Annotated in this window: 20 protein-coding genes; 3 read left to right on the forward strand and 17 right to left on the reverse strand. The window is 69.5% G+C overall.

What is annotated here, in order from left to right; genetic code table 11:
• Positions 1-2: 2 nt before the first annotated feature.
• From ACFU5M_RS15270 to ACFU5M_RS15285, 4 genes are read right to left on the reverse strand one after another with little or no spacing between them, the layout of a single operon-like run.
• Entirely contained in the window at positions 3-764 is a 762-nt protein-coding gene (locus ACFU5M_RS15270) for a GvpL/GvpF family gas vesicle protein (protein WP_379049077.1), read from the reverse strand.
• Entirely contained in the window at positions 764-1,174 is a 411-nt protein-coding gene (gene gvpJ / locus ACFU5M_RS15275; protein WP_379049078.1) for a gas vesicle protein GvpJ, read from the reverse strand. The genes ACFU5M_RS15270 and gvpJ overlap by 1 nt, the downstream gene beginning before the upstream one ends.
• Positions 1,171-2,331, reverse strand: a complete 1,161-nt coding sequence (locus tag ACFU5M_RS15280; protein ID WP_379049079.1) for an SRPBCC family protein — start codon at positions 2,329-2,331, stop codon at positions 1,171-1,173. The genes gvpJ and ACFU5M_RS15280 overlap by 4 nt, the downstream gene beginning before the upstream one ends.
• Positions 2,332-2,336: 5 nt before the next feature.
• On the reverse strand, positions 2,337-2,996 hold the full coding sequence (locus ACFU5M_RS15285; protein ID WP_379049080.1) for a hypothetical protein: 660 nt from the start codon (positions 2,994-2,996) through the stop codon (positions 2,337-2,339).
• A 319-nt stretch (positions 2,997-3,315) separates the two neighbouring features.
• On the opposite strand from ACFU5M_RS15285, the gene ACFU5M_RS15290 reads away from it, so the two are divergent.
• The gene (locus ACFU5M_RS15290) at positions 3,316-3,771 is read left to right on the forward strand and encodes a VOC family protein (RefSeq protein WP_379049081.1); all 456 of its coding nucleotides are present in this window, start codon (positions 3,316-3,318) and stop codon (positions 3,769-3,771) included.
• Positions 3,772-3,874: 103 nt separating this feature from the next.
• On the opposite strand, the gene narI is transcribed toward ACFU5M_RS15290, so the two are convergent.
• The 13 genes from narI to ACFU5M_RS15355 all read right to left on the reverse strand — a co-directional run bounded on the left by narI (position 3,875) and on the right by ACFU5M_RS15355 (position 19,740).
• Positions 3,875-4,633 carry a respiratory nitrate reductase subunit gamma gene (gene narI, locus ACFU5M_RS15295; RefSeq protein WP_379049082.1) on the reverse strand — a complete coding sequence of 253 codons (759 nt, stop codon included), beginning with the start codon at positions 4,631-4,633 and terminating at the stop codon, positions 3,875-3,877.
• Entirely contained in the window at positions 4,630-5,310 is a 681-nt protein-coding gene (narJ, locus tag ACFU5M_RS15300; protein ID WP_379049083.1) for a nitrate reductase molybdenum cofactor assembly chaperone, read from the reverse strand. Before narJ ends, narI begins: the two co-directional genes overlap by 4 nt.
• On the reverse strand, positions 5,307-7,025 hold the full coding sequence (gene narH / locus ACFU5M_RS15305) for a nitrate reductase subunit beta (RefSeq protein WP_379049106.1): 1,719 nt from the start codon (positions 7,023-7,025) through the stop codon (positions 5,307-5,309). The genes narJ and narH overlap by 4 nt, the downstream gene beginning before the upstream one ends.
• 71 nt (positions 7,026-7,096) lie before the next feature.
• Positions 7,097-10,807 carry a nitrate reductase subunit alpha gene (locus tag ACFU5M_RS15310; RefSeq protein ID WP_379049084.1) on the reverse strand — a complete coding sequence of 1,237 codons (3,711 nt, stop codon included), beginning with the start codon at positions 10,805-10,807 and terminating at the stop codon, positions 7,097-7,099.
• A gap of 960 nt (positions 10,808-11,767) precedes the next feature.
• Positions 11,768-12,460, reverse strand: a complete 693-nt coding sequence (gene mtnC, locus ACFU5M_RS15315; RefSeq protein WP_379049085.1) for an acireductone synthase — start codon at positions 12,458-12,460, stop codon at positions 11,768-11,770.
• A complete protein-coding gene (locus ACFU5M_RS15320; protein WP_379049086.1) occupies positions 12,457-13,032 on the reverse strand; it encodes an acireductone dioxygenase in 576 nt (191 codons plus the stop codon). The genes mtnC and ACFU5M_RS15320 overlap by 4 nt, the downstream gene beginning before the upstream one ends.
• Positions 13,029-14,726 carry an S-methyl-5-thioribose-1-phosphate isomerase gene (mtnA, locus tag ACFU5M_RS15325; protein WP_379049087.1) on the reverse strand — a complete coding sequence of 566 codons (1,698 nt, stop codon included), beginning with the start codon at positions 14,724-14,726 and terminating at the stop codon, positions 13,029-13,031. Before mtnA ends, ACFU5M_RS15320 begins: the two co-directional genes overlap by 4 nt.
• Positions 14,727-14,804: 78 nt before the next feature.
• Entirely contained in the window at positions 14,805-15,146 is a 342-nt protein-coding gene (locus tag ACFU5M_RS15330; RefSeq protein WP_379049088.1) for a DUF1330 domain-containing protein, read from the reverse strand.
• A gap of 167 nt (positions 15,147-15,313) precedes the next feature.
• Complete coding sequence (locus tag ACFU5M_RS15335) at positions 15,314-15,490, reverse strand: hypothetical protein (protein WP_379049089.1); 177 nt, start codon at positions 15,488-15,490, stop codon at positions 15,314-15,316.
• Between the two features lie 522 nt (positions 15,491-16,012).
• Entirely contained in the window at positions 16,013-17,755 is a 1,743-nt protein-coding gene (locus ACFU5M_RS15340; RefSeq protein WP_379049090.1) for an NTP transferase domain-containing protein, read from the reverse strand.
• A gap of 82 nt (positions 17,756-17,837) precedes the next feature.
• Positions 17,838-18,593 carry a VOC family protein gene (locus tag ACFU5M_RS15345; RefSeq protein WP_379049091.1) on the reverse strand — a complete coding sequence of 252 codons (756 nt, stop codon included), beginning with the start codon at positions 18,591-18,593 and terminating at the stop codon, positions 17,838-17,840.
• Between the two features lie 54 nt (positions 18,594-18,647).
• Entirely contained in the window at positions 18,648-18,959 is a 312-nt protein-coding gene (locus ACFU5M_RS15350) for an MGMT family protein (RefSeq protein WP_379049092.1), read from the reverse strand.
• 4 nt (positions 18,960-18,963) lie between these two features.
• Positions 18,964-19,740 carry an alpha/beta fold hydrolase gene (locus ACFU5M_RS15355; RefSeq protein ID WP_379049093.1) on the reverse strand — a complete coding sequence of 259 codons (777 nt, stop codon included), beginning with the start codon at positions 19,738-19,740 and terminating at the stop codon, positions 18,964-18,966.
• A gap of 72 nt (positions 19,741-19,812) precedes the next feature.
• Here ACFU5M_RS15355 and ACFU5M_RS15360 point away from each other — a divergent pair, with 72 nt between their 5' ends.
• Together ACFU5M_RS15360 and ACFU5M_RS15365 are read left to right on the forward strand one after the other, a co-directional pair.
• The gene (locus tag ACFU5M_RS15360) at positions 19,813-23,244 is read left to right on the forward strand and encodes an ATP-dependent helicase (protein ID WP_379049094.1); all 3,432 of its coding nucleotides are present in this window, start codon (positions 19,813-19,815) and stop codon (positions 23,242-23,244) included.
• A gap of 43 nt (positions 23,245-23,287) precedes the next feature.
• Positions 23,288-24,416: UvrD-helicase domain-containing protein (locus ACFU5M_RS15365; RefSeq protein WP_379049095.1), on the forward strand; the 1,129-nt coding region annotated here is incomplete at its 3' end.

Consider the following 24,416-nt stretch of genomic DNA (forward strand, 5'->3'; position numbering starts at 1 on the left):
GCTTACTCCTGGGGTGCGCGCTTCGTCACGAAGTCGTAGGCGGCCATCGGACCGAGCAGGTTCAGCTCCACGCGGCCGTCCCATTCCTCGCCGAGCCCGCGCAGAGTTTCTTCGAGTTCCTTTTGCCGGGCCAGCTCGACCAGCACCGCGATGTGGACGGCCTCTTCCTCATGGGACGGATCGCGCTGGTTGACCAGTGGCTCGAACCGCTCGATTTCGGAGACCACCCTGCGGGTGTCCTCGGCGCGCTTGGCCTCGATAGCCTGATTGATCAGCTCGCCCAGCGCGATCCGGGCATTGCGAGTGGCGTCTTCGGGTTTGTCGCGGATCTCGTCGCGCAGCTGGGCGGCCCGGTCGTTCTCGTCGAGCAGTTCCCGCAGGATGGTGTTCTCGATGTAGCGCCCTCGGATCACGAACTGCGCACGGCCCTCGAGTTGCTCCAGCGCGGAACGGAATTCGTTCTCGTTCGCCTCGAGCAATTCGTTCTCCACCGCCTCCGCGTCGGTCATGACCGCGCCGAACCGCAACGGTAGTACCGGGGCGACTGCGGCGGACCCGTCCAGCAGCTCGGCGTGAGTGGTGAGGTCGTCGGGTGTGCCCAGCGGGCGATCGGATTCGAGCGTGCTGATCAGTGCGGCGATCTCGCCGTGGCGCACCACTTCGACCTTGCCGGGAGGATCGCCGACACCGATGGCGTTCGACTCGGGTTCCACGTCGGCGGGCACGATGCCGTAGACGTACACGGCGGCTGGAGCGGTAGTCATCAATCCTCCTTGCGCCTGGGCCGGCTCGCTGTCTGACGCTTGTCCTGCACGTCACCGAGGAAGTCCATGACCTTCTCGCCCGCCGCCTCGAGCGCACCGCTGGTCTTGTGCTTCGCCGCGCCCTGGGTGACGTCGCCGACGATGTCGGTCAGACCTTTCGGTTCGCTGGTGGAGATCTCCAGCCGGTTGACGGCCTCGGCGAAACGCAGATATGTGTCTACGCTGGCCACCACGACGCGGGCGTCGATGGTCACCAGTTCGATGCCGACCAGCGACACGCGTGCGAACGCGTCGATGACCAGGCCTTTGTCGAGAATCGTGTCGATCACGTCGGCCAGGCTGGAGGAGTTCGGGCGCGCCATCGTGCCCGCTCCGCCTCCGCCGCCGCCTCCTGCGGGTTCGATGGTCATGCGTTTGCTCCTCGCTTCTCCCGCGACCGGCGGGTCACCGTGGTGCGGCGGCGCGCGGCCGGTCGACGGCGGGGCGACTCGGATTCGCCCTCGTCGTCCTCGTCGCCTTCGTCGCGCTCGTCTGCGTCCTGCTGGTCGGTCTCGTCTGGTTCTTCTTCGTCCGGCTCTTCCTCCGCGCTGCTCTCCTCGTCCGCGTGATCTTCTTCGTTGGTCTCCTCTTCCTCGCGTCGTGCGGTCTCGTCGTCCTTGACGACCTTGCTTTCGCGGATTTCGCCATGCCAACCGACGATGTCGTCGGGGTGCAGCACGGACTCGGTCATGACGTGGCGCTGGAAGTGTTTGAGTTCCAGGCGGCACCGGCGACCGGCCGCGCGCCACATGTTGGCGGTCTTCTCGAAGACTCCCTGGGGGTGGTACTCCAGCACCACGAGGATGCGGGTGTAGCCCGGCGTCAGCTCGTGGAAGGTGACCGCGCCGTCGATGTAGCCCTTGTGGCCCTTGGAACGCCAGACGATCCGCTCGAACGGCACCTGCTCGAGAATGGTGGACTCCCAGGTGCGCCGGGACCAGAAGACTTTGCCGGTCCAGCTGAGCTTCTCGTCGGCGATCTGCTCGACCTGTTCGAGCTTCTTGGTGAACTTGGGGAAATCCGCGAACTGGGTCCACTGGTCATAGGCCAGGTCGATCGGAACACCGACGTCGATGTGCTCGACGATATTGGTCAGCTTGATCTTCTTGCCGCCGCCCTTGCCCCTGCCGCCGGTCAGCGACTCCTTCGCCGTTTCGAACCCTTCGCGCAGCGTATGGCCGAGCTTGCTCTTGCCCATGCTCATCGCCGCCTGGAACGGCGAGGCGCCGCCGGCGAGCTTCTCCACGCCGGTCAGCGCCGACAGCAGATTCCCTCCGCCGCCTTCGGCGTAGTCGGTCAACCGGCCCGCGGTCTTCGACACCTGGTTCGTGAGCCCGGACACCGCGCGTTCGGCCAGGGTTCCGGCCAGGTTCTGCATCGATTCCTGCAATAGACCGGTGGGCGTGGCCCGCGAAGCCTTCTCTTCGGCGGTCGAGCCCGCCCGGCCCGCGGCTTTGGTGGCCCGGCCCGCCGTGTCGGTGGCCAGCTTGCCGACTCCGGCCGTCGCGTCGCGCAGAGTCTTCGCCATCGAATTCACCTCCTCGTGCGTCGCACGGGCGCGTTATCGGCGTCGGCACGACCCCGACGTACGCGGGACCCGGACGGCTTGCGCTCCGTGGAGTCGGACGAACGGTCCGCCGCGCGGGAGCCGGCTCGGCGCCGGGAGGCGGTGCTCGACCTGCGAGCGCGCGGCCGCGCGGCGGGACGCCCGGTGTCGTCCTCGTCCGCGGGCTCGTCTTCGTCTTCCTCGTCTGCGGATCGGTCGTCTTCCTCGTACTCGTCTTCGAGGTCTTCCTCGTCGGCGGACGCTTGCTCGTCGTCCTCGGACGACTCGTCGTCGTACTCGTCCTCGCTGGAATCGGTCTCCCGTGAGTCGCCGCGATCCTCGTCCGCGAGCATCGTCGAACCCTGTTGCAACCGGGCGTTCAGCGCATCGAGGCGGTTACTCGCCGCGGTGACCGCGGCGGACCGCGCGGCACCCAGCAACTCGCCGCGAACGGTATCGGTGATCTTGGTCAACTCCGGTGACGATTTGAGCAGCGACGTCCCGCGCTCGAGCAGGTCTCCGGGCGTGCCCCCGGACCTCTTGGCCATCGCGGCGCCCGCGAGCGATAACGCGAAGCGCATCTTGCGTGTGCGGCCCAGCAGATAGCCGATGCCCACCCCCAACGCGATTCTTCCTCCACCTTTCATCACTCACTCCTTGCTCGCCTCGACGGCCACTGCACCGGCGGAGCCGGGGCGCCGAGACTTTGACGTCCCCCAGAAGTGGGGTAGACCACATTGCAGCGGCCAAACTTCAGCGTATGCCTGGTTACCCGATGGGTCGATGGTTCTGCCTGCGAAAAGCTGGGAAGCGGGGGTTATAGCAGCTCTCTCAGCGATCGCCTGGCCCAGAGCGTGGACGCTGCCGGAAAAAAATTTCGGGAAACTTCGCGAACTATGTCGAACACCGACCGGTGGCTCCGACCAGTAGGTGACAGCAGGTCACACCACAGCACAGGAGCACATCATGTCCGTCAACACCTTCTTCTGGTTCGACAACGCCGCCGAGGAAGCCGCCGCCTTGTACGTCTCGGTGATTGCGAACTCGCGGGTGGTCGAGGTGGCCCGCAACTCCGATGGTTCGGCGTTCATCGTCTCGCTGGATCTCGACGGTCACGCGATCACGCTGATGAACGGCGGGCCGGACCACCCGCTCACCGATGCCGCGTCACTCCAGGTGGTCGTGAACACCCAGGACGAGATCGATCGCCTGTGGGACGCCCTCACCGCGGACGGCGGCGAGCCCGGGCCGTGCGGCTGGTTGACCGACCGCTACGGCCTGTCCTGGCAGGTGGTACCCGCCGCGCTGCCGAAGCTGATGGGCGGCGAGGATCCCGCCAAGACCATCGCCGTCGGGACCGCCCTGCAGTCGATGTCCAAGCTCGATGTCAAGGTGCTGCAAGACGCCTACGACAACGCCTGACCCCGCGGATTCGCACCGGGCCGGTGACGCCGCGACGCCCGGCCACGCGGAAGACCCCGCCCGGACGCCGTTGTCCGGGCGGGGTCGTCTGTGCGCGGCGTCGCTAGCGCCAGCGTTCGGGGGTCACGGGCGCGTCCCATGCCCGGGCGTAACGGCGCTTGTCGGGAGCGTCGTATTCCTTGCTGCGGTAGATCACATACGGTCGCATCAAGTAGCCGACCGGCGCACTGAACATGTGCACCAACCGGGTGTAGGGCCACAGCCCGATCAGCGCGAGCACGACCAAACCGTGCAACTGGAAGGTCCACGGCGTGTCCACCATGAGTTCGGGCTCGGGGGCGAGGGTGAACAGACTGCGGAACCAGGGCGAGACCGTCTCGCGGTAGTTGTAGGTGCCCCACAGCAGGTTGCTGCCCCAGGTGTTGAGCAGACCGGTGACCAGCGCGGCGGCCAGCAGCGTGTACATCAGCTTGTCGTTGCCGGTCGTCGCCTTGCGGACGGCGGGCACCGTGAAACGCCGGTAGAGCAGAATGCCCACGCCGGCCAGCACGGCGAGACCGGCCACCGAGCCCGCCGCGACGGCGATCACGTGGTAGAGGTGCTCGGAGATCCCCACGGCCGAGGTCCACGATTCGGGGATCAGCACGCCGAGCACGTGCCCGCCGAACACCCCGAGCATGCCGAAGTGGAACAGCGGGCTGCCCAGGCGCAGCAGGCGGCTCTCGTAGATCTGCGAGGAGCGGGTGGTCCAGCCGAACTGGTCGTTGCGGTAGCGCCACAGGTGCCCGAGCACGAACGAGGTGAACGCGACATACGGCAGGATCAGCCACAGCGCGGTCGGCAGATGCGGCGTTGCGTTCATCGTCGGCCTTCCGATCCGTCGAACAGGGAGGGGTCCATCGCGAAGGGTTCCAATCCGACTTCCTCCTCGGGCGGGCCCTGGGCGGCGAGTTCGGCGATGCGCCTGCGGTCCGCGGTAGTCGGCGGTGGCAGCGTGGCCCCGATCGCCGCGAGCGCTCCGGCATAGGGAGACCCGTTGTCGGACAGCGAAAGCCGCAGCAATTCCAGCACCGGAACGTGTTCGCCGAGCAACCGTTCGCCGCCGATCGGATCGACGGTGGCGGCGAACTCCAGCAGCACCGGCAGGTGGTCGGGCAGCTCTTCGTCACCGAGTTCGACACCGGCGTGCCGGTAGGCGTGCTTGAACCGCAGCAGCGCCATTCCGCGCTTGCGGGTGTCGCCGTAGGCGTAGAAGGTCAGGTGCAGGCTCGCGCGGCGGCGCATGTCGAAGGTGGCGACGTAGTCCGCGGCGAGTTCCAGTGCCGGGGTCGTCCGCAGGTAGTCGAGGCACTCGTCCAGGTGGGCGCGCACTTCGTCCGGCAGGGCCGCCGCGGCCGTCGCCAACTGGTCGACCATGGCCAGCGTCTGCTCGGACGGGTAGTCCAGCAGCAGCGCGGCGATCCGCCAAACCAATTGGCGGTCGCGCTGGGCCAGTTCGACCACCGGTTCCGGGCGGCGGCGCAATTTCAGCAGGCTCATCGCCCTGCTCCGGTCGGAGCGGAGGTGGGGTCGCCGGCGACGGTCGCGTTGCCCGTGCCGTTGGCGTGCCCGTTGCCCGTGCCGTTGCCGTTGCTCGTGCCATCGGCGTGCCCGTCGCCGTTGCCCGCGCCGTTGACCGGCACCAGACCCTCGGTGTTCTTCCCGTCCCAATTCAGCAGATTGATCCGGGACGACTTCTCCTGCGGCGCGGCACCATTGGTGTCGGTGAGATGGAACTTCTCCACCATCTGGTCGAACGCCGTCATACCCGGGCCGCCGTCGGTGTCCAGGCTGCATCCGGTGGCCAGCGAATCCAGTTCGTGCGCGCGCGCTCCCGCGCCGGTCGGGATGACGTAGCGGTGCTCGTACTTGGCGATGGCCAGCAGCCGGTACATCGCTTCGATCTCTTCCGGCTCCAGCCGCACCGAGGGCGCGATCGAGGGATCGGGCTCCTCCCCGAGGTTCACCGAACGCATGAACGAGCGCATCGCCGCGAGGCGCTGTAACGACGCACGCACCGGTCCCACGTCACCCGCGGTGAACAGTTCGGCCAGGTACTCCACCGGGATGCGCAGCGCATCGATGGCGCCGAACAGGTTCGACACGTTCTCGCCGTCGTGCCCGGTCTCGCTGAGCACGTCCACCACCGGCGACAGCGGCGGCACGTACCAGACCATGGGCATGGTGCGGTACTCCGGATGCAGCGGCAGCGCGATCTGGTAGTCCACGATCAGCTTGTAGACCGGTGAATCCTGGGCCGCCTGAATCCATTCCGGCGAGATCCCGGCGCGCTCCGCCTCGGCGACCACGCGCGGATCGTGGGGATTGAGGAACACACCCAGCTGGGACGGGTAGAGATCCTTGTCCTCGGTGACCGACGCGGCCTCCAGCACGGCGTCGGCGTCGTAGAGCATCACGCCGATGTAGCGCAACCGTCCGACGCAGGTCTCCGAGCACACCGTGGGGATGCCGACCTCCACGCGCGGGTAGCAGAAGGTGCACTTCTCCGCCTTGCCCGTCTTGTGGTTGAAGTAGATCTTCTTGTACGGGCAGCCCGACACGCACTGCCGCCAGCCGCGGCACTTGTCCTGGTCCACCAGCACGATGCCGTCCTCGGCGCGCTTGTAGATCGCGCCGGAGGGGCAGGACGCCGCGCACGACGGATTGAGGCAGTGCTCGCAGATCCGCGGCAGGTAGAACATGAAGGTCTCTTCGAACTCCAGTTTCACCTGATCGGACAGCTTCGCCAGAAGCGGGTCCTTGCCGACCTGCTCCGGACCCGAGCCGAGGTCGTCGTCCCAGTTGGCGCCCCAGGTGACCTTCGTGTCCTCGCCGGTGATCAGCGATTTGGGTCGCGCGACCGGCGTCGTGTCGGTCGGCGGCGAGGACAGCAGGTTGTCGTAGTCGTAGCTCCACGGCTCGTAGTAGTCCTCGACCGTGGGCAGATCCGGGTTGGCGAAAATGTTCATCAGCCGCTTCAGCCGGGAACCGGACTTCAGGGTGAGCTTGCCGCGCTTGTTCAGCGTCCAGCCGCCCTTCCACTTCTCCTGATCCTGGTACTGCCGCGGATAGCCCTGTCCGGGCCGGGTCTCCACGTTGTTGAACCAGACGTACTCGGTGCCGCCGCGATTGGTCCAGGCCTGCTTGCAGGTGACCGAGCAGGTGTGGCAGCCGATGCACTTGTCCAGGTTCATCACCATGGCCAGTTGTGCCATCACTCGCATGTCAGTACCGCTTTCCTGCGTCGGTAGGTGCGTGGTGGGCCCACATGCCGCCGTCACCCATGTCAGTACTCCACTTCCTGCGACCGCTTGCGGATCGTCGTGACCTCGTCGCGCTGATTTCCGGTGGGGCCGTGGTAGTTCAGCGCGAAGGACTGCTGCGCGTAGCCGCCGATGAGATGGGAGGGCTTGATCATGATGCGGGTGAGGGCGTTGTGGATGCCGCCGCGCTTGCCCCTGCCCTTGGTGTCCTCGCCGATGCCCTCGATGCGCGGCACGTCCACCGCGCGGTCCTGGGCGTGGTACATGAACACCGTGCCCTCGGGCATCCGGTGGCTGACGATGGCGCGGGCCACCACGATGCCGTTGCGGTTGATCGCCTCGATCCAGTCGTTATCGGCCACACCGATCTTCGCCGCGTCGCGATCGGACATCCAGATCGTCTGCCCGCCGCGCGAGAGCGTCAGCATGTGCAGGTTGTCCTGGTAGGCGGAGTGGATCGACCACTTCGAGTGCGGGGTCAGGTAGCGCACGGTGACGCCCTTGTCGCCGACGTCGCCGATCGAGGGCTCACGGAACAGCGCGGTCATGTCCAGCGGCGGACGGAAGATCGGCAGCTGCTCACCGAGCTCGATCATCCAGTCGTGATCGAGGTAGAAGTGCTGCCGCCCGGTCAGCGTGTGCCAGGGCTTGAGCCGCTCGGTGTTGATGGTGAACGGCGAGTAGCGGCGACCGCCGGTCTCGCTGCCCGACCATTCCGGCGAGGTGATCACCGGCACCGGACGGGCCTGGGTGTCGGCGAAGGTGATTCGCTTGCCCTCGTGCTCCGCGGCCAGGTCGGCCAACTGCGTGCCGGTGCGGCGTTCCAGCGCGTGGAAACCCTCCACCGCCAGACGGCCGTTCGTGGTTCCCGACAGCGCGAGGATCGCCTCGGCCGCATGGGTGTCCTTGGCCAGCGACGGACGGCCCTGCGCCACGCCGGACACCACCGTGCCGTTCACCCCGGCGAGGTACTCGACCTCTTGATCGGGGTAGGTGGTGACGCCCTTGGTGGTGACGCCGAGCGTGTCGACCAGCGGCCCGAGCGCGGCCATCTTCTCCGCCACCTTCGGGTAGTCCCGCTCGACCACGACCAGTTTCGGCATGGTCTTGCCCGGAATCGGTTCGCACTCACCGGCTTTCCAGTCCAGCACGCGCCCGCCCGCCTGGGCCGTCGCGTCCGGCGAGTCGTGCTGCAACGGCACGGCGACGATGTCCTTGCGCTTGCCCAGATGCTTCTCGGCCATCCAGGAGAACCCGCGCGCGATCCGGTGGAAGGCGTCGAAGTCGGTCTTCGCCTCCCAGGGCGGCGAGATGGCCGGGGAGAAGGCGTGCACGAACGGGTGCATGTCGGTGGAAGACAGGTCGTGCTTCTCGTACCAGGTGGCGGCGGGCAGCACGATATCGGAGAACAGCGTGGTGCTGGTCATCCGGAAATCCAGCGAAAGCAGCAGATCCAGCTTGCCGGTGGCCGCGGTCTCCCGCCAGGTCAGCTCCTGCGGCCGCACGCCGGTGGCGTCGGTGGTCTGCAGATTGGAGTCGGCGCCCAGCAGATGACGCTGGAAGTATTCGTTGCCCTTGCCCGAGGAGCCGAGCAGGTTCGCCCGCCACACGGTCAGGCACCGCGGGAAGTTCTCCGGCGCGTCCGGGTCCTCGCAGGCGAACCGCAGGTCGCCGGACTTCAGGCCGTCCACCACGTGCTCGGGCGCGGTCTTGCCCGCGGCCTCGGCCTCGTCCGCCAGGTCGAGCGGATTGCGGTCGAAGGTCGGGTAGCTCGGCATCCAGCCCAACCGGGTGGCCAAGGCGATGTTGTCGGCGGCGGTGCGGCCGGCGAACTTGCCCGTGCCCAGTGGCGAGGCGAACGGCTCCGCGGTGAACGGGTCGTAGCGCCATTGGTCGTTGGTCAGATACCAGAACACCGTGCCCTGCATCTGCCGTGGCGGGCGCTGCCAGTCCAGACCGAAGGCCAGGGTGGACCAGCCGGTCACCGGGCGGCACTTCTCCTGCCCGACGTAATGCGCCCAGCCGCCGCCGTTCACGCCCTGGCAGCCGGTCAGCAAGGTCAAGGTGAAGAACGCGCGGTAGATCTGGTCGGAGTGGAACCAGTGGTTGGTGCCAGCGCCCATGAGGATCATCGAGCGGCCGCCGGAACGCTCGGCGTTGTCGGCGAACTCGCGCGCGATGCGCTGGGCCTGCACGGCCGGCACGCCGGTGATGGTCTCCTGCCAGGCCGGGGTGTAGGGCTCGTCCGCGTCGTCGTAACCGCTGGGCCACGACCCGGGCAGACCGTCGCGGCCGACGCCGTATTGCGCCAGCAGCAGGTCGAAGACCGTGGTGACGCGCCTGCCCGCGACGGTCGTGGTCGGCACGCCGCGGGTGAGCACGCCGGGAGTGTCGCTGTCGAAGCGGGGAATCTGTACAGCCGCAGCATCATCGGTGCGGCCGTACAGACTCAGGAGGGGATCGACGTCCCCGAGATCGAGGTTCCAGCGCCCGGCTCCTTCTTCGCCGAACCGATGGCCGAGGGACCCGTTCGGCACCACCGGCTGCGCTTGCGCGTCCAGCAGAACCGTTTGGAACTGCACGTTTTCGCCGGTCCGGCCCAAGTCTGCGGCGGTGAGGAACTTGCCGGGGACGTACGCCCCGTCACGCTCGTCGAGCGTGATGAGGAACGGCAGGTCGGTGAAGCGCTTGATGTAGTCGAGGAAGCGCGGTGTGGTCTTCTCGACGAAGAACTCCTTCAGCACCACGTGGCCCATCGCCATGGCCAGGGCCGCGTCGGTGCCGGGACGCGCGGGCACCCACTCGTCGGCGAACTTGGTGTTGTCGGCGTAGTCGGGGGAGACCACGACCACCTTCTGGCCGCGGTAGCGGGCTTCGGTCATGTAGTGCGCGTCCGGTGTCCGGGTGACCGGCACGTTCGAACCCCACATGATGAGGTAGCCGGCGTCGAACCAGTCCGCCGACTCGGGCACGTCGGTCTGGTCGCCGAACACCTGCGGCGAGGCCACCGGCAAGTCGGCGTACCAGTCGTAGAACGACAGCATGGAGCCGCCGACCAGCGAGATGAACCGGGCGCCGACGGCGTGGCTGACCATGGACATGGCCGGAATCGGCGAGAACCCGGCCACCCGGTCCGGGCCGTACTGCTTGATCGTGTAGACGTGTGCGGCGGCGGCGATCTCGGCCGCCTCCCACCATTCGGCGCGCACGAATCCGCCCTTGCCGCGGGCGGCCTTGTAGCTGCGCGACTTCTCCGGGTCTTCGACGACATCGGCCCAGGCCAGCACCGGGTCCTTGAGCCGGGACTTGGCTTCCCGGTACAGCTCCAGCAACGTGCCGCGCACGTAGGGGTAGCGCACTCGGGCGGGTGAATAGGTGTACCAGGAGAACGACGCGCCGCGGGGGCAGCCGCGCGGCTCGTACTCCGGCTTGTCGGCGCCCACCGACGGGTAGTCGGTCTGCTGCGACTCCCAGGTGATCACACCGTCTTTCACGTAGATCTTCCACGAGCACGAGCCGGTGCAGTTCACGCCGTGCGTGGAGCGCACCACCTTGTCGTGGGACCAGCGATCACGGTAGAACTCGTCGGCGCTGCGCCCGCCGACCTTGTGCAGCGTCCGGTGATCGGACGATATCTCGCCCCGGTGGAAGTATTTCCCCAGCCGCAGGAGCGCGTCCCCGGCGTCGGTGGCCGGGCCGGAGGGTGCGTGACCCTGGGTGCGGGAATTAACCACGACGTCCCCTTCGAGCTGTGCGATCGGGTGGATGTTCCGACTGTAAAGAGGCGCGCACGGCTGGCCAAACCTCTTTCTCACAGCCCATTCGAGAGCGTGGTGAGTTGTGAGATCGGCGCAACGTCACGGTCACGGTAGCGCGTCGCTTTCGGACGTCACCCGGTGGGGCGGCCAGGGCAAAAGTGCTCTGAGCTGGACAGAGTCGGATCTGAGTGGTCCGCTCGCGCAAGCGTCGGTGATGCTTTGGAAACGACCGGTTCTCCAGTGCTTTACATTTGTTAACACATTGGATCGGCTGTTGACGGCACCGCCTTTATTCGCTCCGGCGAGTTTCGGCCGCGGTTTCCTGACAGCGTATTGTAAGCACAATCACAATTCGCCGAAAATTCGCCCGACATTGCAAAATTTGTCTTCCCCGGTATGGCTCCAGGCAGCGCCGTCCTCCGATTCGTCTGGCGCCGAGCGGTCCACGCCGTCCTGATGGCTCGTCTGTCCACCATCGGCCGGACGACACTGTCCTATCTGATGACCGGTGATGGACACGAAATCGGCCCGCGATCGTCGAACGACTCCCGGCGGGCCGGCACGCGGTCGTGGTGGTCGAGCGCGACGCCGAGCCGGTGTCCTGGGTCGGCGGACCGTCACAGTCGTGGCGGGAGACGCCGGTGCCGAGGAGAGCACCGAACGGGCCGCCGATCGTGCCGAGCAGCCGGAGCATTCGCCGGGTGAGTCGACATCCTTGATCGCGTTGAGCGACAGTTGATTACAGCCCCGGTGTGCGTGATCGTGCTACGCCGGGGTGGGGCCGGATGCTCGGCGGAGAAGTTGGGCGCGGTGCGTTCGCCGTCGGCCGGGCGCGCGAGCCTTGCTTGGCCGAGGCGGCGGTCGCCTCGAAATCCGATGAGATCGACGGTTCCGAGGTCGAAAGCGTCTGCGGTACTCGCCGAGCACGTGCCGTGTTCAGGCGATCACCGCGGGGTCGATGTCGGCGAACGTGTGGACCCAGCGGTGCGGCGGCCGAGGTGGATTGGGCTCGCCGGGGCGGGCGAGTCCGACGGCCCACCACCGCGCGGCGACAGCGGCATCGAGCTCGTCCGGATGATCGGACAGGAACAGAATGCGTTCGGCGGGCGCGCCGATCGAGCCCGCGATCTTGTCATAGGAGGACGACTCGCGCTTGCCGCCCGCCGTCGACAGATCGAAGTATCCGCTGATCAGCTCGGACAGGCTGCCGCCGCGGGCGAAGGCGAACCAATCCTGTTGGTTGCGCACCGATCCCGAGGAATAGACGTACAGCGCGAGCCCCGCGGCGTGCCAGGCGGCGAGAGCCGGTGGCACGTCCGGGAAGAACTCGCCGTGCAGTGCGCCGCTGCGGAAGCCCTCCGCGCAGATCAGGCCCTGCGCGGTTTTCAGCGGCTCGGCCTTGACGTCGGTGTCGAGCCACTCACGCAAGATCGCGGCGACTTCCTCCGGGCCCGCGTCCGGACGCCCGGCCAGCTCCCTCGTCGCGGCCAGCACGGGCGCGGCGTCCGCGGAGCCGTTCTCGGCCAGCCACTGCGGAAGCCGCTGCCGGGTATAGCCGTACAGGTCCTCGCGCACCGAGGAGGTGGGGCTGGTGGTGCCCTCGATGTCGACGACGACGGCGTCGATCACGGCGCGGTCAGCAGCTTGTCGAGGGTGGGGAAGCCCGTGCTGATCTTGTCGCCGGTGAAGTCGCCGACCCAGCCGTCCTCTTCCTCGAAGAAGCGGATGGCGATGAAATCCGGGCGCTCGCCCATGTCGAACCAGTGCAGCGTGCCCGCGGGCACCGAGAGCAGGTCGCCGCCCTCGCACACCACCGCGAAGACCTCGTCACCCAGACGCAGATAGAAGCAGCCGCGTCCGGCGGCGAAGAAGCGCACCTCGTCCTCGGCGTGCCGGTGCTCGTCGAGGAACTTCCCGCGCGCGCCCGCGGCGATCCGCGGCCACTGCGGGTCGGTGTCGTCGGGGTGGATGCGGGCGATGTCGATGTGCTTGTAGCGCCCGGAGCCGTTCAGCTCTTCGACGTTCGTCGCGTAGTGCGCGAGCAGATCGTCGGAGGACACCGACGCGGCGTTCTCGACCACCGGCCAGCGGCCGAAGGTTACGCCGTGCTTCGCCAGTTCGGTGCCGATCACCTCGTCGTCGCTGGTGCGTACGCGTACGTCGGCCGCGTCGCCGGCGGCCATCACCTGCAAGAGGGTCATGTCAGTCCAATCTCGAGAAATTCGTCGCGCGGGGCGAACGCCGCCGGACTGCCGGTGCGGGACACCAGCTCACACAATGCTTCCAGGCATTCGGCGCGATCGCGCGCCTGGGCGAGATCAGCACCCCAGGAGGTGATTCCGTGACCGGCGATGATCAGGACCGGCAAGGCGTCCGGATGGTCGAGGAGGTAGCGCTCGATGTCCGCGCCGATGCGTGGCACCTCGGGCCAGTTGGGGAAGACCGGGATATCCGCGACGGCCGGATCGCCGCTGCCCAGCCCCTTGATCAGCTCGTAGTCGGTGATCCGCAGCATGCCGAGCGCACCGGGCACCGCGGAGCGGGTGGCCAGCGCCGTGGCGAACGGCGGATGAATGTGTATGACCGCTCGGGCCGGGCGGGTCCGGTAGACCGCGGTGTGGATGGTCGTCTCCGCGGAGGGTTTGCGTCCGTGGTCGGCCACGGGCACGGAGTCCGCCACGCGCACGGCGACCATGTCGCGCTCGGTCAGTTCGCCTTTGGACAAGCCGCTCCCGGTGACGACGGCGGTCGCGCCGGTGCGCACCGAGATGTTGCCCGCCGTCCCCGGCATCCAACCGCGCCGGTAGAGCTCGCGCGCGATGTCCGCGATGGCCGCACCGTGCGCCTGATCGGATGCGGGCTCGGGGGTGGCGCTCGCGATCATGCTGCCGGGTGCCGGATCGCCGCGGTGCACCACGCCGTTCTCCGTGACCACCGCGGTCACCAGTTCCCCCGGGGTCACGTCGAACGCCGGGTTGAAGACCTCGGTCTGCGCGGGAGCGGTTGCGACACCGCCGAATCCGGTTACCTCATGCGCGGCGCGTTCCTCCACGACGATCTCCCGGCCGGTAACCATCGACAGGTCACGGGTCGACTCCGGAGCGACCACCACGAACGGGATGCCGTGGTGGCGAGCGGCCAGCGCGAGAGCGTAGGTGCCGATCTTGTTGGCGACGTCGCCGTTGGCCGTGACCCGGTCGGCGCCGACGAGCACGCAGTCGACCTGCCCGGTCGCCATCGCCCAGGCGGCGGCGGAATCGATGGTGAGCCGGTGCGGGATGCCCGCTTCGGCGAGTTCCCAGGTGGTCAGCCGCGCACCTTGCAGCAGCGGGCGGGTCTCGTCCACCAGCACCTGTTCGATCGCGCCGCGTTCGGACAGCACCCGCAGTGTGCCGATGGCGGTGCCGAACGCGCTGGTGGCCAGCCGCCCGGTGTTGCAGTGGGTGAGCACACGCAGCGGCCGGTCCGCACACAGGCGCTGCACCAGATCGGCGGCGTGGGTGGCGGCGGCCCGGTTGACCCGACCGTCCTCGGCGAGCATGTCGAGCGTCTCGGCGAGCACCGCGCCCGCGCCCTGACCCACCTTCGCCCTGACCCGCCGCACCGCCCAGGCCAGGTTGACCGCGGTCGGCCGCGCGGCGGCGATGCGGTCCGCCTCGGCCTGCACCGCCGCCTCGTCGACCACGCCGGCCACGGTGTGCGCGGCGGTGGCGAGGACGACGCCGAACGCGCCCGCGATGCCGATGGCGGGTGCGCCGCGGATGGCCAGCGCCTTGATCGCGTCGATGACCTCCTCGACGGTGCTCAGCCGCAGTTCACGCACCTCGTGCGGCAGACCGCGCTGGTCGATGGTGACGAGCGCGCCGTCGTCCCAGACCAGAGAACTGTCGTCCATCAGGCGCATCCTTCTCGCGTCGAACCGTGTCGTGCCTGGTCAACGGTATCGGACGGGGGACGGCGCGCCGAAATCGTGTCAGGCGGCCTCGGTGCGCAGCTTCGAGGCGCGTTCGCGGGGGTCGTAGTCCGGGCCGACGCCCTCGATCAGCAGCAGGTCGCCGTCGATGTGATCGGCGCGCAGCGGCAGGATCTGCTGGTAGGCGGGCGAGTGGTACCACTCCCGTGCCTCGGCGATCCCGGGGAACTCGATCAGCACCATGCTGCCGGGCCAACTGCCCTCCACGACTTCGGCCGGGGGCCCGTGGATGACGAAGCGGCCGCCGAACGGGTCCAGGGTGGCCTGGATGCGCTCCAGGTAGTCGAGGATGTCGGGGTGGGGCGTGCGACTGCGGAGGTGGGCGAAGCCATAGGCGGACATGGCCTTGACATCCCTTCGTTCGATCACGCCGTGGATGGCGTCGAATCGACGGTAGATCCGCCGCGCGCGGTGCGGCAATTACCTCCGGGGTAAGCGACAGGTCTCGAACGACCGCAACCGCCGGCCCGGGAGGAGTTGGGGCCGGCGGCGCGGGTGGCGCAGATCAACTAGCGGCGGCGGTCCTGCTCGCCGCGCCGGTCGGGCATCTCGTTCTTGGTGCCCCGACGGCCTTCCATGTCCGCGCCCTCGCGCATGTCCTGCTCTTGGCGCTGTTGCTGTTGCTGCTGCTGCCTCGGCATCTGCTTCGGCATTTTCTTAGGCGTTTTCTTCGACTTTTCAGTCATCTCCACACGGTCCTTTCCGGGGGATTGATATTCGCCTAACGAACACACGATAGCGAGCGGGTATGGCGTCCGGAAGAGAAAATGAGAAATAAGGCCAGTAGCGGCTGATTCCTGATGTTTTCGCAGGTGAGAGCACCTTGAACGTGGATTTCAATAACGAATTCGGTTGGGGTGCGCCTCGGGTTGACATTCTTCTGGCCGGTACGTCGGAGCAAGGGCGCGAACCAGAACGGTAGGTGGCGCGCGCATGTTTTCGTTCCGTGGCATCGCGTGCAATCCGCGAGTCTGGTCGGCGATATCGCGGTGAATTCAATTCCGCTGTCGCGAAGAAGTGCGCGCGCATTCGATCGTCGGTCGATGTTGCCGCGAACTCCCCTGCGAGACAACGGATCCGGTTCTATGTCGGGTCGGATGTCGGCGCGCTCTCGGACTTCTGCGCGTACTCGGTCTCTCGAAAAGGCCGCGCTGCAAGTACTTCCGCGCCCCAGGAGACCGCGACGATCCCGAGTGGCAAGCGTCGGCTCAACGGCGCAGCGGCAGGAATTCGACGATCGCGCCGTCTCCGGCGTCGGGCGGGACGACCACCAGACCGTCGCGGTCGACGAGCCCGCCGAGGTGTGCCGTGCGGATGGTCGGGTCACCGATCCAGCCGCCTTCCTCGGCGGCGCGGGCCGGAACGATGCGGGGCGCCGGTCCGGTGATCCCGGCGGCGTTGTGCAGCGGTCCGCGCAGTGTGCGGGCGGGAGTGGCGCCGGTGCGGCCCTCGACGATCGCGGGCGCGAGCGCCATGAGCGTCGCGACGGCGGCGAACGGGTTGCCGGGCAGACCGAGCACCGTGGTGCCGGAGGCGAGCTGGGCGACAACGGTGGAACCACCCGGCCGCAGCCGCAGCCGCGGCACCACGATCTCGGCTCCGGCGCGGGCGAGGGCGGCGCGGAGCTGATCCGCGGCCCCGCCGCCGGTCGCGCCGACGATCACCAGCAGGTCGCACTCCGGCGCGACGGTCATGACCTCGTCGAAGCCGTGCGGAGTGTCACGCAGATGCACCCGATCGGTGACGCGAATACCGTTCCAAGACAACAGATCGGGCAGGATCGGGCCGATCGAGTCGCGGGTCTGCCCCGTCTGCAGCGGCCCCTCGCTGCGGATCTCGTCCCCGGTCATCACGATGTGCGCGCGGACCGGCCCGCGCACCGGCCCCACGGTGACTTCGACGCTCGCGGCCGCGGAGACCAACGCCGCGGTGACCGGAGTGCCCTCCGGCGCGACCGGATCACCGGCCGCACGGTCCTCGCCGCGGCGGCGGATGTCGTCGCGAAGCGGCGTGTCCGGCACGCGGTACAGCGTTTCGTCGGCGATGTGCACGAACTCGTCGCGCAGCACACCCGTGGTGCCGTCCGGGACGTGCGCGCCCGTGGCGATCCGCACCGCCTCGCCCGGTAGCAGTCCCACCGGTCGCCGCCCGCCCGCGAAGCCGATATCGCGGCGCAGGCGCCACGGTCCATCGCCCGCCACCGCGTAGCCGTCCATCGCGGAGACGTCGAAGCGGGGCAGCGGCCCGGCGGCAGTCAGGGGGGCCGCGAGCGCTGCCCCGAGTACCGAATGCAGGTCGGCTTCGTATGTGGTGAGCCGGGGCAGGCTGCCGCGCAGGAGGTTTCGTGCCTCGTCGAGGTCGAGCGGCGGTTGTTGCCGTGGCGCGTCGACCGCCGCTCTGGCCTGCTGTACCTGCTCGTCGGTGTCGCAGTCGCCGACCCCGGAGAGCGGGATGATCGCGGCGGCGGCGGGCACCAGCGCTTTCATCGGCTGGTTGATCAGCGCGTCGAGCCCGTCCAGCGCGGCGGCCAGCGCGGAGCGCCGCCACACCCCGATCAGATACTGTGGCCGCCCCGATTCATCGGCCGCGAACACAGCGTCCGCGCCGGATTCGTTGGCGTGCCGGATGAGCTCGGCGATCGCCCACTGAGACAGGAACGGCAGGTCGGCGGCCAGCACCACCACCAGCGGGGCGGCGGAGCCGAGGGCGCGCAGCCCCGTGTCGATCGCCGCCACCGGACCCGACCCGGGCGGCACCTCGCGAACCTGGATGATCTCCGCCGCCAGCTCGGGTCGATGCGGTCCGACCACCACCGTGTGCGCGCACGTGGCGACGGCGGTGAGCGCCACCTCGAGCATGGAACGGCCGCCGATGACGATGGCCGGTTTATCCACTCCGCCCATCCGGCTGGCCCGGCCGCCCGCGAGCACGATCGCGTCGGCGGCGGTCACACGCCACGACCTCGAGCTAGGTACACCATGGCGGCCATGCTAATTCGTCACCGCCGGGAAGCCCGGGAGCGGACGGCCCGGATCAGGCGTTCGACCAAAAGCGGGCCGGTGGCAGCAGCCGGAACTCGTTGAGTTCCGGGTCGGCGAGCACGAGGTCGGTGCCCCGATCGGGCACCGGGGCGCCGCGGTCGATCGTCGTGGCGCCCGCCGCGTGCAGCCTGGCCACCTCGGCGGCGCGGTCGTCGGCCGGAAAAGAGGTGAGATCCAGGCGCAGCCTGGTCCGGCCGGACCCCGCGTCGGGGGTGCGTACGAACTCCAGCCAGGAGCCGAGTCCGGTCGGTGAACGCAGCCCGGTCAGCCGTTCGCCGCGATGCGTGGACGGCCAGCCGGTGGCGGCCGACCAGAACTCGGCCAGGCGCCACGGGTCGCGCGTGTCGACCACGATCGCGGCGACGGATCCGGTGTCCACGTACTCCTCCCTCGGTTCGAGCACGCAGAACTCGTTGCCCTCCGGGTCGGCGAGTACGGTCCATGGCACCGCGCCTTGCCCGATGTCGACCGATCGAGCGCCCAATGCCAGCGCCCGGTCCACCTGGGTGCGCTGGTGGTCCAACGAGCGGGTGGCCAGATCGAGATGCAGGCGGTTCTTGCCGACCTTGGCCCGCATCGCCGGTAGGAAGGTGAGCGCCAGTTCGCCGCCGTCGGCGTCGGGGGCCGCGACGTTCACTTCCTCGGGGCGGTCGAGGGTCACGCTCCAGCCGAGCAATTCGGCCCAGAAATCCGCGACCGGACGCGGCCGGTCGGCATCGAACGCGACGCATGCCAGGCGGGTGGGCATGGATCAACGGTACTGTCCGCCATTCCGGCACGGAGGCATTTCGGACAGCGGTGCTCAGTCGTAAGACGGATCGGGCAACGGGAAGCGCGCGGCGCGCAGGTCGACGCGCCCGTCGTGCACCGGCACGCCCTCCTCGGCAAGCATGCGGAGCTGACGATGGGCGAGGTGGGCGGCGGGCCTGCCACTCGCCCCGAGCACGCGATGCCAGGGCAGATCGGCCGAATCGGTGCGCATGATCCAGCCCACCGTGCGCGGCGTGGACAGACCGGCGGCCGCGGCGATGTCGCCGTAGGTGACGACCCGGCCGGGCGGAATCGCCGCGACCAGCGCGCGCACCTGCTCGATCTGGGCGTCGGTGGTCGGCATCGGCTCAGAGCACCGAGCGCACGAGCTCGCCGGTCTGGACCGGATACGCCTGGGCCACCATGTGATCGCAGTTCCATTCGAGCACGGTCAGGCGGGCGCCCATGTGCTCGGTGAGCGCCGCGCGGAACTCCGGCGTGACGAACGGCGGGTGCACCTTCATCGCCTGCACCAGCACGGTGGGCAGATCGGCGGGCGGCAGCACCCAGTGGCGGGCCAGCTGGCCCCAGTAGGAGTTGACGGCGGGCAGGCTCATCCGCCAGCCGAAGCGCCCGTCCGCGGTGGGCATCAGGTGTTCGTCGAGTTCGGCTTCGAGCAACCGTGGCTCGACGTCGCCCCAGCCGGTATCCAGTTTGTCCTGGCGCGCGTGTTCGACGCTGTCGTAGTCGGCCGAGACCAGGGTGGACAGCGCGATCTCGTTGAGCCATTCCGGTTCCAGTGCGATGGCCGGATCGAGCAGCACCAGCTTGCGCACCAGTTCGGGATGCCGATGCGCCAGGTGCAGCGCACACGCGCCGCCGAAGGAGTGCGCGACCACCACCACCGGGCCGTCCGCCTCCGCGGTGACCAACCCGACCAGGTCTTCGACGATGGTCTCGAAGTTCCACGGCGGCAGTGAGGTCGAGCGACCGTGTCCGCGCAGGTCGGGCGCGAGCACGCGGACATCGGGCAGATGCCGGGTGGCCAGGTCTTCCCAGCGTTTGCCGTGGCCGGTCACGCCGTGCAAGGCGAGCACCACCGGTCCCGTCGTCGGACCGAACCGATGGACATTCAAAACAGACACCGGTCCATTTTGACCTGCGCCGTAATCGTGCGCAGCGCCGGTCGGACGGAGGCGTGTACCGGCGTGTCGGTCGTGTCTGTTGCAATAGCCCGCGTGGTGCGATCGGATGGCGCGGTGCGACTGGTTCGCCGGACTGTGGTGGCGCCCCGGCCGCGAGACTGGGGCGCCGACGTTCGCGCGCTGCTGGACGCCGCGGCCGAGGGCGCTCTCGCGCGGCCGGGATGGCAGCCCTGGCAGGTGCTCGGCGGACCGGGCACGGGCAAGACCGCCCTGCTGGTCGACATCGCCGCCGGGCGCATCGCCGCCGGAGCCGATCCCGGATCGGTCCTGGTGCTGACCCATTCGAAACAAGCGGCAAGCGCCGCACGCGACGCCATCACCACGCGGCTGAGCGGATCCGATCTCGGTGCGGAGGGCGGTGTGCCCGGCGCCACACGAGAACCCTTGGTGCGCACTCTGCACTCGTACGCCTTCTCCGTGCTGCGCAGGCACGCGCTGGCGCACGGCAATCCGCCGCCGCGTCTGCTGACCGGCGCCGAACAGGACGCGGTGCTGCGCGAGATGCTGCGCGGTGATCTGGCCGACATGGCCGAGGGCGCGCGCGGATTGTGGCCGGAGCGACTGCGGCCCGCGCTCGCGCTGGGCGGGTTCGCCGAGCAATTGCGCGATCTCATGCTCCGGGCTACCGAACGCGGCATCGGGCCGGAAGACCTGGTACGGCTCGGCCGCGAGCACGCCAAGCCGGAATGGGTGGCGGCGGGCAGGTTCGCCATCCGCTACGAGCAGACGATGCTGTTGCGCTGGTCGGTCGGCGTCGAGGCGCCGGAGGCCACCGCGCCCGCGCTGGATGCCGCCGAACTGGTGGGCGCGGCGCTGGACGCGCTGGCCGCCGACCCGAATCTGCTTGCCGCCGAACGCGCCAGGATCGGATACCTGCTGGTCGACGACGCACAGCATCTGGACCCCCAGGCGGCCGTCCTGGTCAGGGCGATCGGGCACAGCGCGCGGACCACGGTGATCGCGGGCGATCCCGATCAGGCCGTTTTCGCCTTCCGCGGCGCGGACGCGCGGTTCGTCGCCGAGCTCGACGTGCCGTCCGAGCGGCGCATCGTACTGCGCGACAGCCATCGCTGCGGCGGTCAGGTCGAGCTGGCGGTCGCGCGGATCGCCGCACGTCTGCCCGGCAGTGCGCCGCAGCGCATTCCCGTGCCGGAAAGCGCGGGACCACGGGAGGACGGCACGGAGGTGCGGGTCCGGGTGCTGGCCACACCCGCGAAGGAGGCCGCGCTCATCGCCGACCACCTGCGCCGGGCGCACCTCACCGGCGGGGTGCCGTGGTCGCGGATGGCGGTGATCGTCCGTTCGGTGCCGCTGTCGCTGGCGCCGCTGCGCCGTGCTCTGCTCGCCGCGGGCGTGCCCGTGCAGCAGCCCGCACTGGATACACCGCTGGCGCGCAGGCGCGGCGCGGCCTGGATGCTGCTGTCGCTGCGCGCGGTGCTGGCGGGTGAGGCGGCGGAGCGCGGCGCGGAACCCGCGTTCGATCCGGAGGACGCCCTCGACCTGCTGTCCGGCCCGCTCGGCGGCGCCGACCAGATCGCCTTGCGCAGGCTGCGGCGCGGCATCCGGCGCGCGGTGCTGGATTCCGTGCGCGCCGGTGCCGAAACGCCGGACACCGACGACGATCCGCCACCCGACCGCGGCACGGACATCGACCGACCCTCCGCACAGGTGCTGCGCGACCTGCTGATCGGGACCGGCGATCCGGCGATCCTCCACCGGCTCACCGATGTCGAGGCCGCGCCGCTGCGCCGGGTGCTGGACGCGCTGCGCCGGGCACGCAAGGCGCGCGGGCGCGGTGCGAGCCTGGAGGACGTGCTGTGGGCACTGTGGACCGGTTCCCGGCTGGAGCGGCGCTGGGTGGCCCAGTCCGAGCGCGGCGGCGCGGTCGGCATGCAAGCAGATCGCGATCTGGACGCCGCGGTCGGGTTGTTCGACGCGGCTGCCGCCTACGTCGACCGGTTGCCGCGCGCGAGCATCGAGGGGTTCGTGGAATACCTGTCCCAGCAGGAGATTCCGCAGGACGCCGCGCCGCGCACGACGCCGGGCGAGGCGGTGGCGCTGCTGAGCGCGCACGCCGCCGTCGGACGGGAATGGGACGTGGTCGCCGTCGCCGCCGTCCAGGAGGGGATCTGGCCGAACCCGCGCGCCCGCGGCACCTTGTTGCACACCGAGGATCTGGTGGATCTCACCGCCGGGGTGTCCGATGCGGGGGAGCGGGTGAGCCGCGCGGCGCCGATCCTCGCCGAGGAGCGCAGGCTGCTGCTCGTCGCGTGCAGCCGGGCCCGGCGCTCACTGCTGGTCACCGCCGTGGAGTCGGTCGCGGGCGAACGCGATCTGGTGCCCTCGCGCTTCCTCGCCGAACTGCTCGGGCACGACGACGACGGCGAGCCCGGTGCGCTGCCGGTGGTCGATCCCGGCCGTGCCCTGGTGATGCACTCGCTGGTCGCCGAATTGCGCGGCGTGGTGTGCGATTCCGACGCCGACCCGGAGCGCAGGCGCCGCGCCGCGCATCAGCTCGCGCGACTGGCGGACGCCGGCGTGCGGGGCACCCACCCCGACGACTGGTACGGCACCGCCGAGCTCAGCTCGCGGCGGCCGCTGTGGACCGAGGACGACGGCGCGGTGGCGCTGTCGCCCTCCACCGTCGAATTGCTGCGCACCTGTCCGCTGCGCTGGGCGCTGGAACGCCACGGCGGCACCGACGGCGACAATCCGCATGCCGTCAAGGGCAATCTGGTGCACACGCTGGTGCAGGCGCTCGCGGGCAAGGTCCCCGCGGACCAGGTACGCGAGGCGCTGGATCGCGCCTGGCGGGCGGTGGATCCCGGGACCGGCTGGCATTCCCGGCAAGAGCTGCGCCGCACCGAGGCGATGCTGGAGACCTTCTCGGCCTGGGTCCGCACCACTCGCGGCGAACTCACCCAGGCCGGTGTCGAGGTGCCGGTGGATTGCGTGCTGCCCGCGCGCACGGAAGACGAACGCGCCGTACGCATCCGGGGCCGGGTCGACCGGCTGGAGCGCGACGCGCAAGGCCGCTTCGTGATCGTCGACGTGAAGACCGGCAAGACCCCGGTCACCAAACAGGCCGCCGTCGATCACGCGCAGCTGGCGACCTATCAGGTGGCGGCCGCGACGGGCGCTCTCGACGCACCGGCGGAATCCGGCTCCGCCGATGCGGACACCGGGACCGGCCAGGCCGGCGAACCCGGTGGGGCCCGGTTGGTGTACGTCGCGAAGCCGAGCAAGGCGGAGGGCGCTACCCAGCGCATGCAGCCCCCGCTGGACGCCGAGGCGCTCGGGCACTGGCGCGATACGATCCACCAGGCCGCGGCGTCCACGCAGGGCCCCGCCTATCTCGCCATGCGCAACGACGGATGCCGCCACTGCGCGGTGGCGGGCAGCTGCCCCGTGCAGGACAGCGGGAGGCAGGTGACCGACGAGTGAGCGCGCCCTCGGCCTCGCCGCGGCCGGTCGCCGGGGCGTCGCCGTGACCGGCCGGGTGACGCCGCATCAGCTGGCCCAGGCGCTGGGCCTGCCACCACCGACCGACGAACAGGCTGCCGTGATCGCGGCGCCGCCGGGCCCGACCCTGGTGGTCGCGGGCGCGGGCGCGGGCAAAACCGAGACGATGGCCGCCCGCGTGGTGTGGATGGTCGCGAACGGGCTCGTCCTGCCCGACGAAGTGCTCGGGCTGACCTTCACGCGCAAAGCAGCCCAGCAACTGACCGCCCGCATCCGGACCCGGTTGGCCCGGTTGGCCGGCGCGCCGCTGCTGCGTGAACTCGACCCGAGCGGACGGCTGCGCGCTCAACTGACCGGCGCGGAACCGGAGATCAGCACCTACCACTCGTACGCGGGCAGGTTGCTCACCGAACACGGCCTGCTGCTTCCGGTGGAACCCTCGGCGACCCTGCTCACCCAGACCCAGCTCTGGCAGCTCGCCCACCAAGTGGTCCGTACCTGGGACGGCGACCTGGAGACCGAGCGCACCCCGGTGTCGGTCACCGAGGCGGTGCTCGCGCTGTCCGGGCAGCTCGCGGAGCATCTGGTCGAGCCGGAGGAACTGGCCGAGGCGCACACCGAACTGGCGAAGCTGGTGCACACGCTGCCCGCGGGTCCGCGTCAGCGCGGCGGGCCCAGCCAAACGCTGCTCAACATCGTGCAAGCGCAGCAGGAGCGGGTGGCGCTGCTGCCGCTGGTGCAGCAGCTCGCGCAGGCGTTGCGCCGCCGGGGCGCACTCGATTTCGGCGCGCAGATGTCCCTGGCCGCGCGATTGGCCGCCGAGCACCCCGAGGTCGCCGCCGCCGAACGCGCTCGGTTCCGGCTGGTGCTGCTCGACGAATACCAGGACACCGGCCACGCCCAGCGCGTCCTGCTCGCCGCCCTGTTCGGCGGTGCGCCGGCGGACGCGCCGGACCTGGCGACGACGCACGGTGTCGGGGCGCACGACATCTCCCGGGTGGGGGAGCCGGAAGCGCTGGCCGGAAGCGTCTTCGCGGGAGATTCGCACGGTATCGTCGGGGAGCCGGAAGCGCTGGCCGGAAGCGTCTTCGCGGGAGATTCGCACGGTATCGTCGGGGAGCCGGAAGCGCTGGCCGGAAGCGTCTTCGCGGGCG

This window comes from Nocardia sp. NPDC057455 (genome assembly GCF_042802775.1).
Taxonomy (GTDB): domain Bacteria; phylum Actinomycetota; class Actinomycetes; order Mycobacteriales; family Mycobacteriaceae; genus Nocardia.

What these genes read in the sequence shown, in the direction of transcription:
- ACFU5M_RS15285 (WP_379049080.1), bottom strand. Translation starts at nt 2,996, where the DNA reads ATGAAAGGTGGAGGAAGAATCGCGTTGGGGGTGGGCATCGGCTATCTG.
- ACFU5M_RS15270 (WP_379049077.1), bottom strand. Translation starts at nt 764, where the DNA reads ATGACTACCGCTCCAGCCGCCGTGTACGTCTACGGCATCGTGCCCGCC.
- ACFU5M_RS15290 (WP_379049081.1), top strand. Translation starts at nt 3,316, where the DNA reads ATGTCCGTCAACACCTTCTTCTGGTTCGACAACGCCGCCGAGGAAGCC.
- gvpJ (WP_379049078.1), bottom strand. Translation starts at nt 1,174, where the DNA reads ATGACCATCGAACCCGCAGGAGGCGGCGGCGGAGGCGGAGCGGGCACG.
- narH (WP_379049106.1), bottom strand. Translation starts at nt 7,025, where the DNA reads ATGGCACAACTGGCCATGGTGATGAACCTGGACAAGTGCATCGGCTGC.
- ACFU5M_RS15335 (WP_379049089.1), bottom strand. Translation starts at nt 15,490, where the DNA reads ATGACTGAAAAGTCGAAGAAAACGCCTAAGAAAATGCCGAAGCAGATG.
- ACFU5M_RS15350 (WP_379049092.1), bottom strand. Translation starts at nt 18,959, where the DNA reads ATGCCGACCACCGACGCCCAGATCGAGCAGGTGCGCGCGCTGGTCGCG.
- ACFU5M_RS15345 (WP_379049091.1), bottom strand. Translation starts at nt 18,593, where the DNA reads ATGCCCACCCGCCTGGCATGCGTCGCGTTCGATGCCGACCGGCCGCGT.
- ACFU5M_RS15320 (WP_379049086.1), bottom strand. Translation starts at nt 13,032, where the DNA reads ATGACCCTCTTGCAGGTGATGGCCGCCGGCGACGCGGCCGACGTACGC.
- narJ (WP_379049083.1), bottom strand. Translation starts at nt 5,310, where the DNA reads ATGAGCCTGCTGAAATTGCGCCGCCGCCCGGAACCGGTGGTCGAACTG.
- narI (WP_379049082.1), bottom strand. Translation starts at nt 4,633, where the DNA reads ATGAACGCAACGCCGCATCTGCCGACCGCGCTGTGGCTGATCCTGCCG.
- mtnA (WP_379049087.1), bottom strand. Translation starts at nt 14,726, where the DNA reads ATGGACGACAGTTCTCTGGTCTGGGACGACGGCGCGCTCGTCACCATC.
- ACFU5M_RS15330 (WP_379049088.1), bottom strand. Translation starts at nt 15,146, where the DNA reads ATGTCCGCCTATGGCTTCGCCCACCTCCGCAGTCGCACGCCCCACCCC.
- ACFU5M_RS15280 (WP_379049079.1), bottom strand. Translation starts at nt 2,331, where the DNA reads ATGGCGAAGACTCTGCGCGACGCGACGGCCGGAGTCGGCAAGCTGGCC.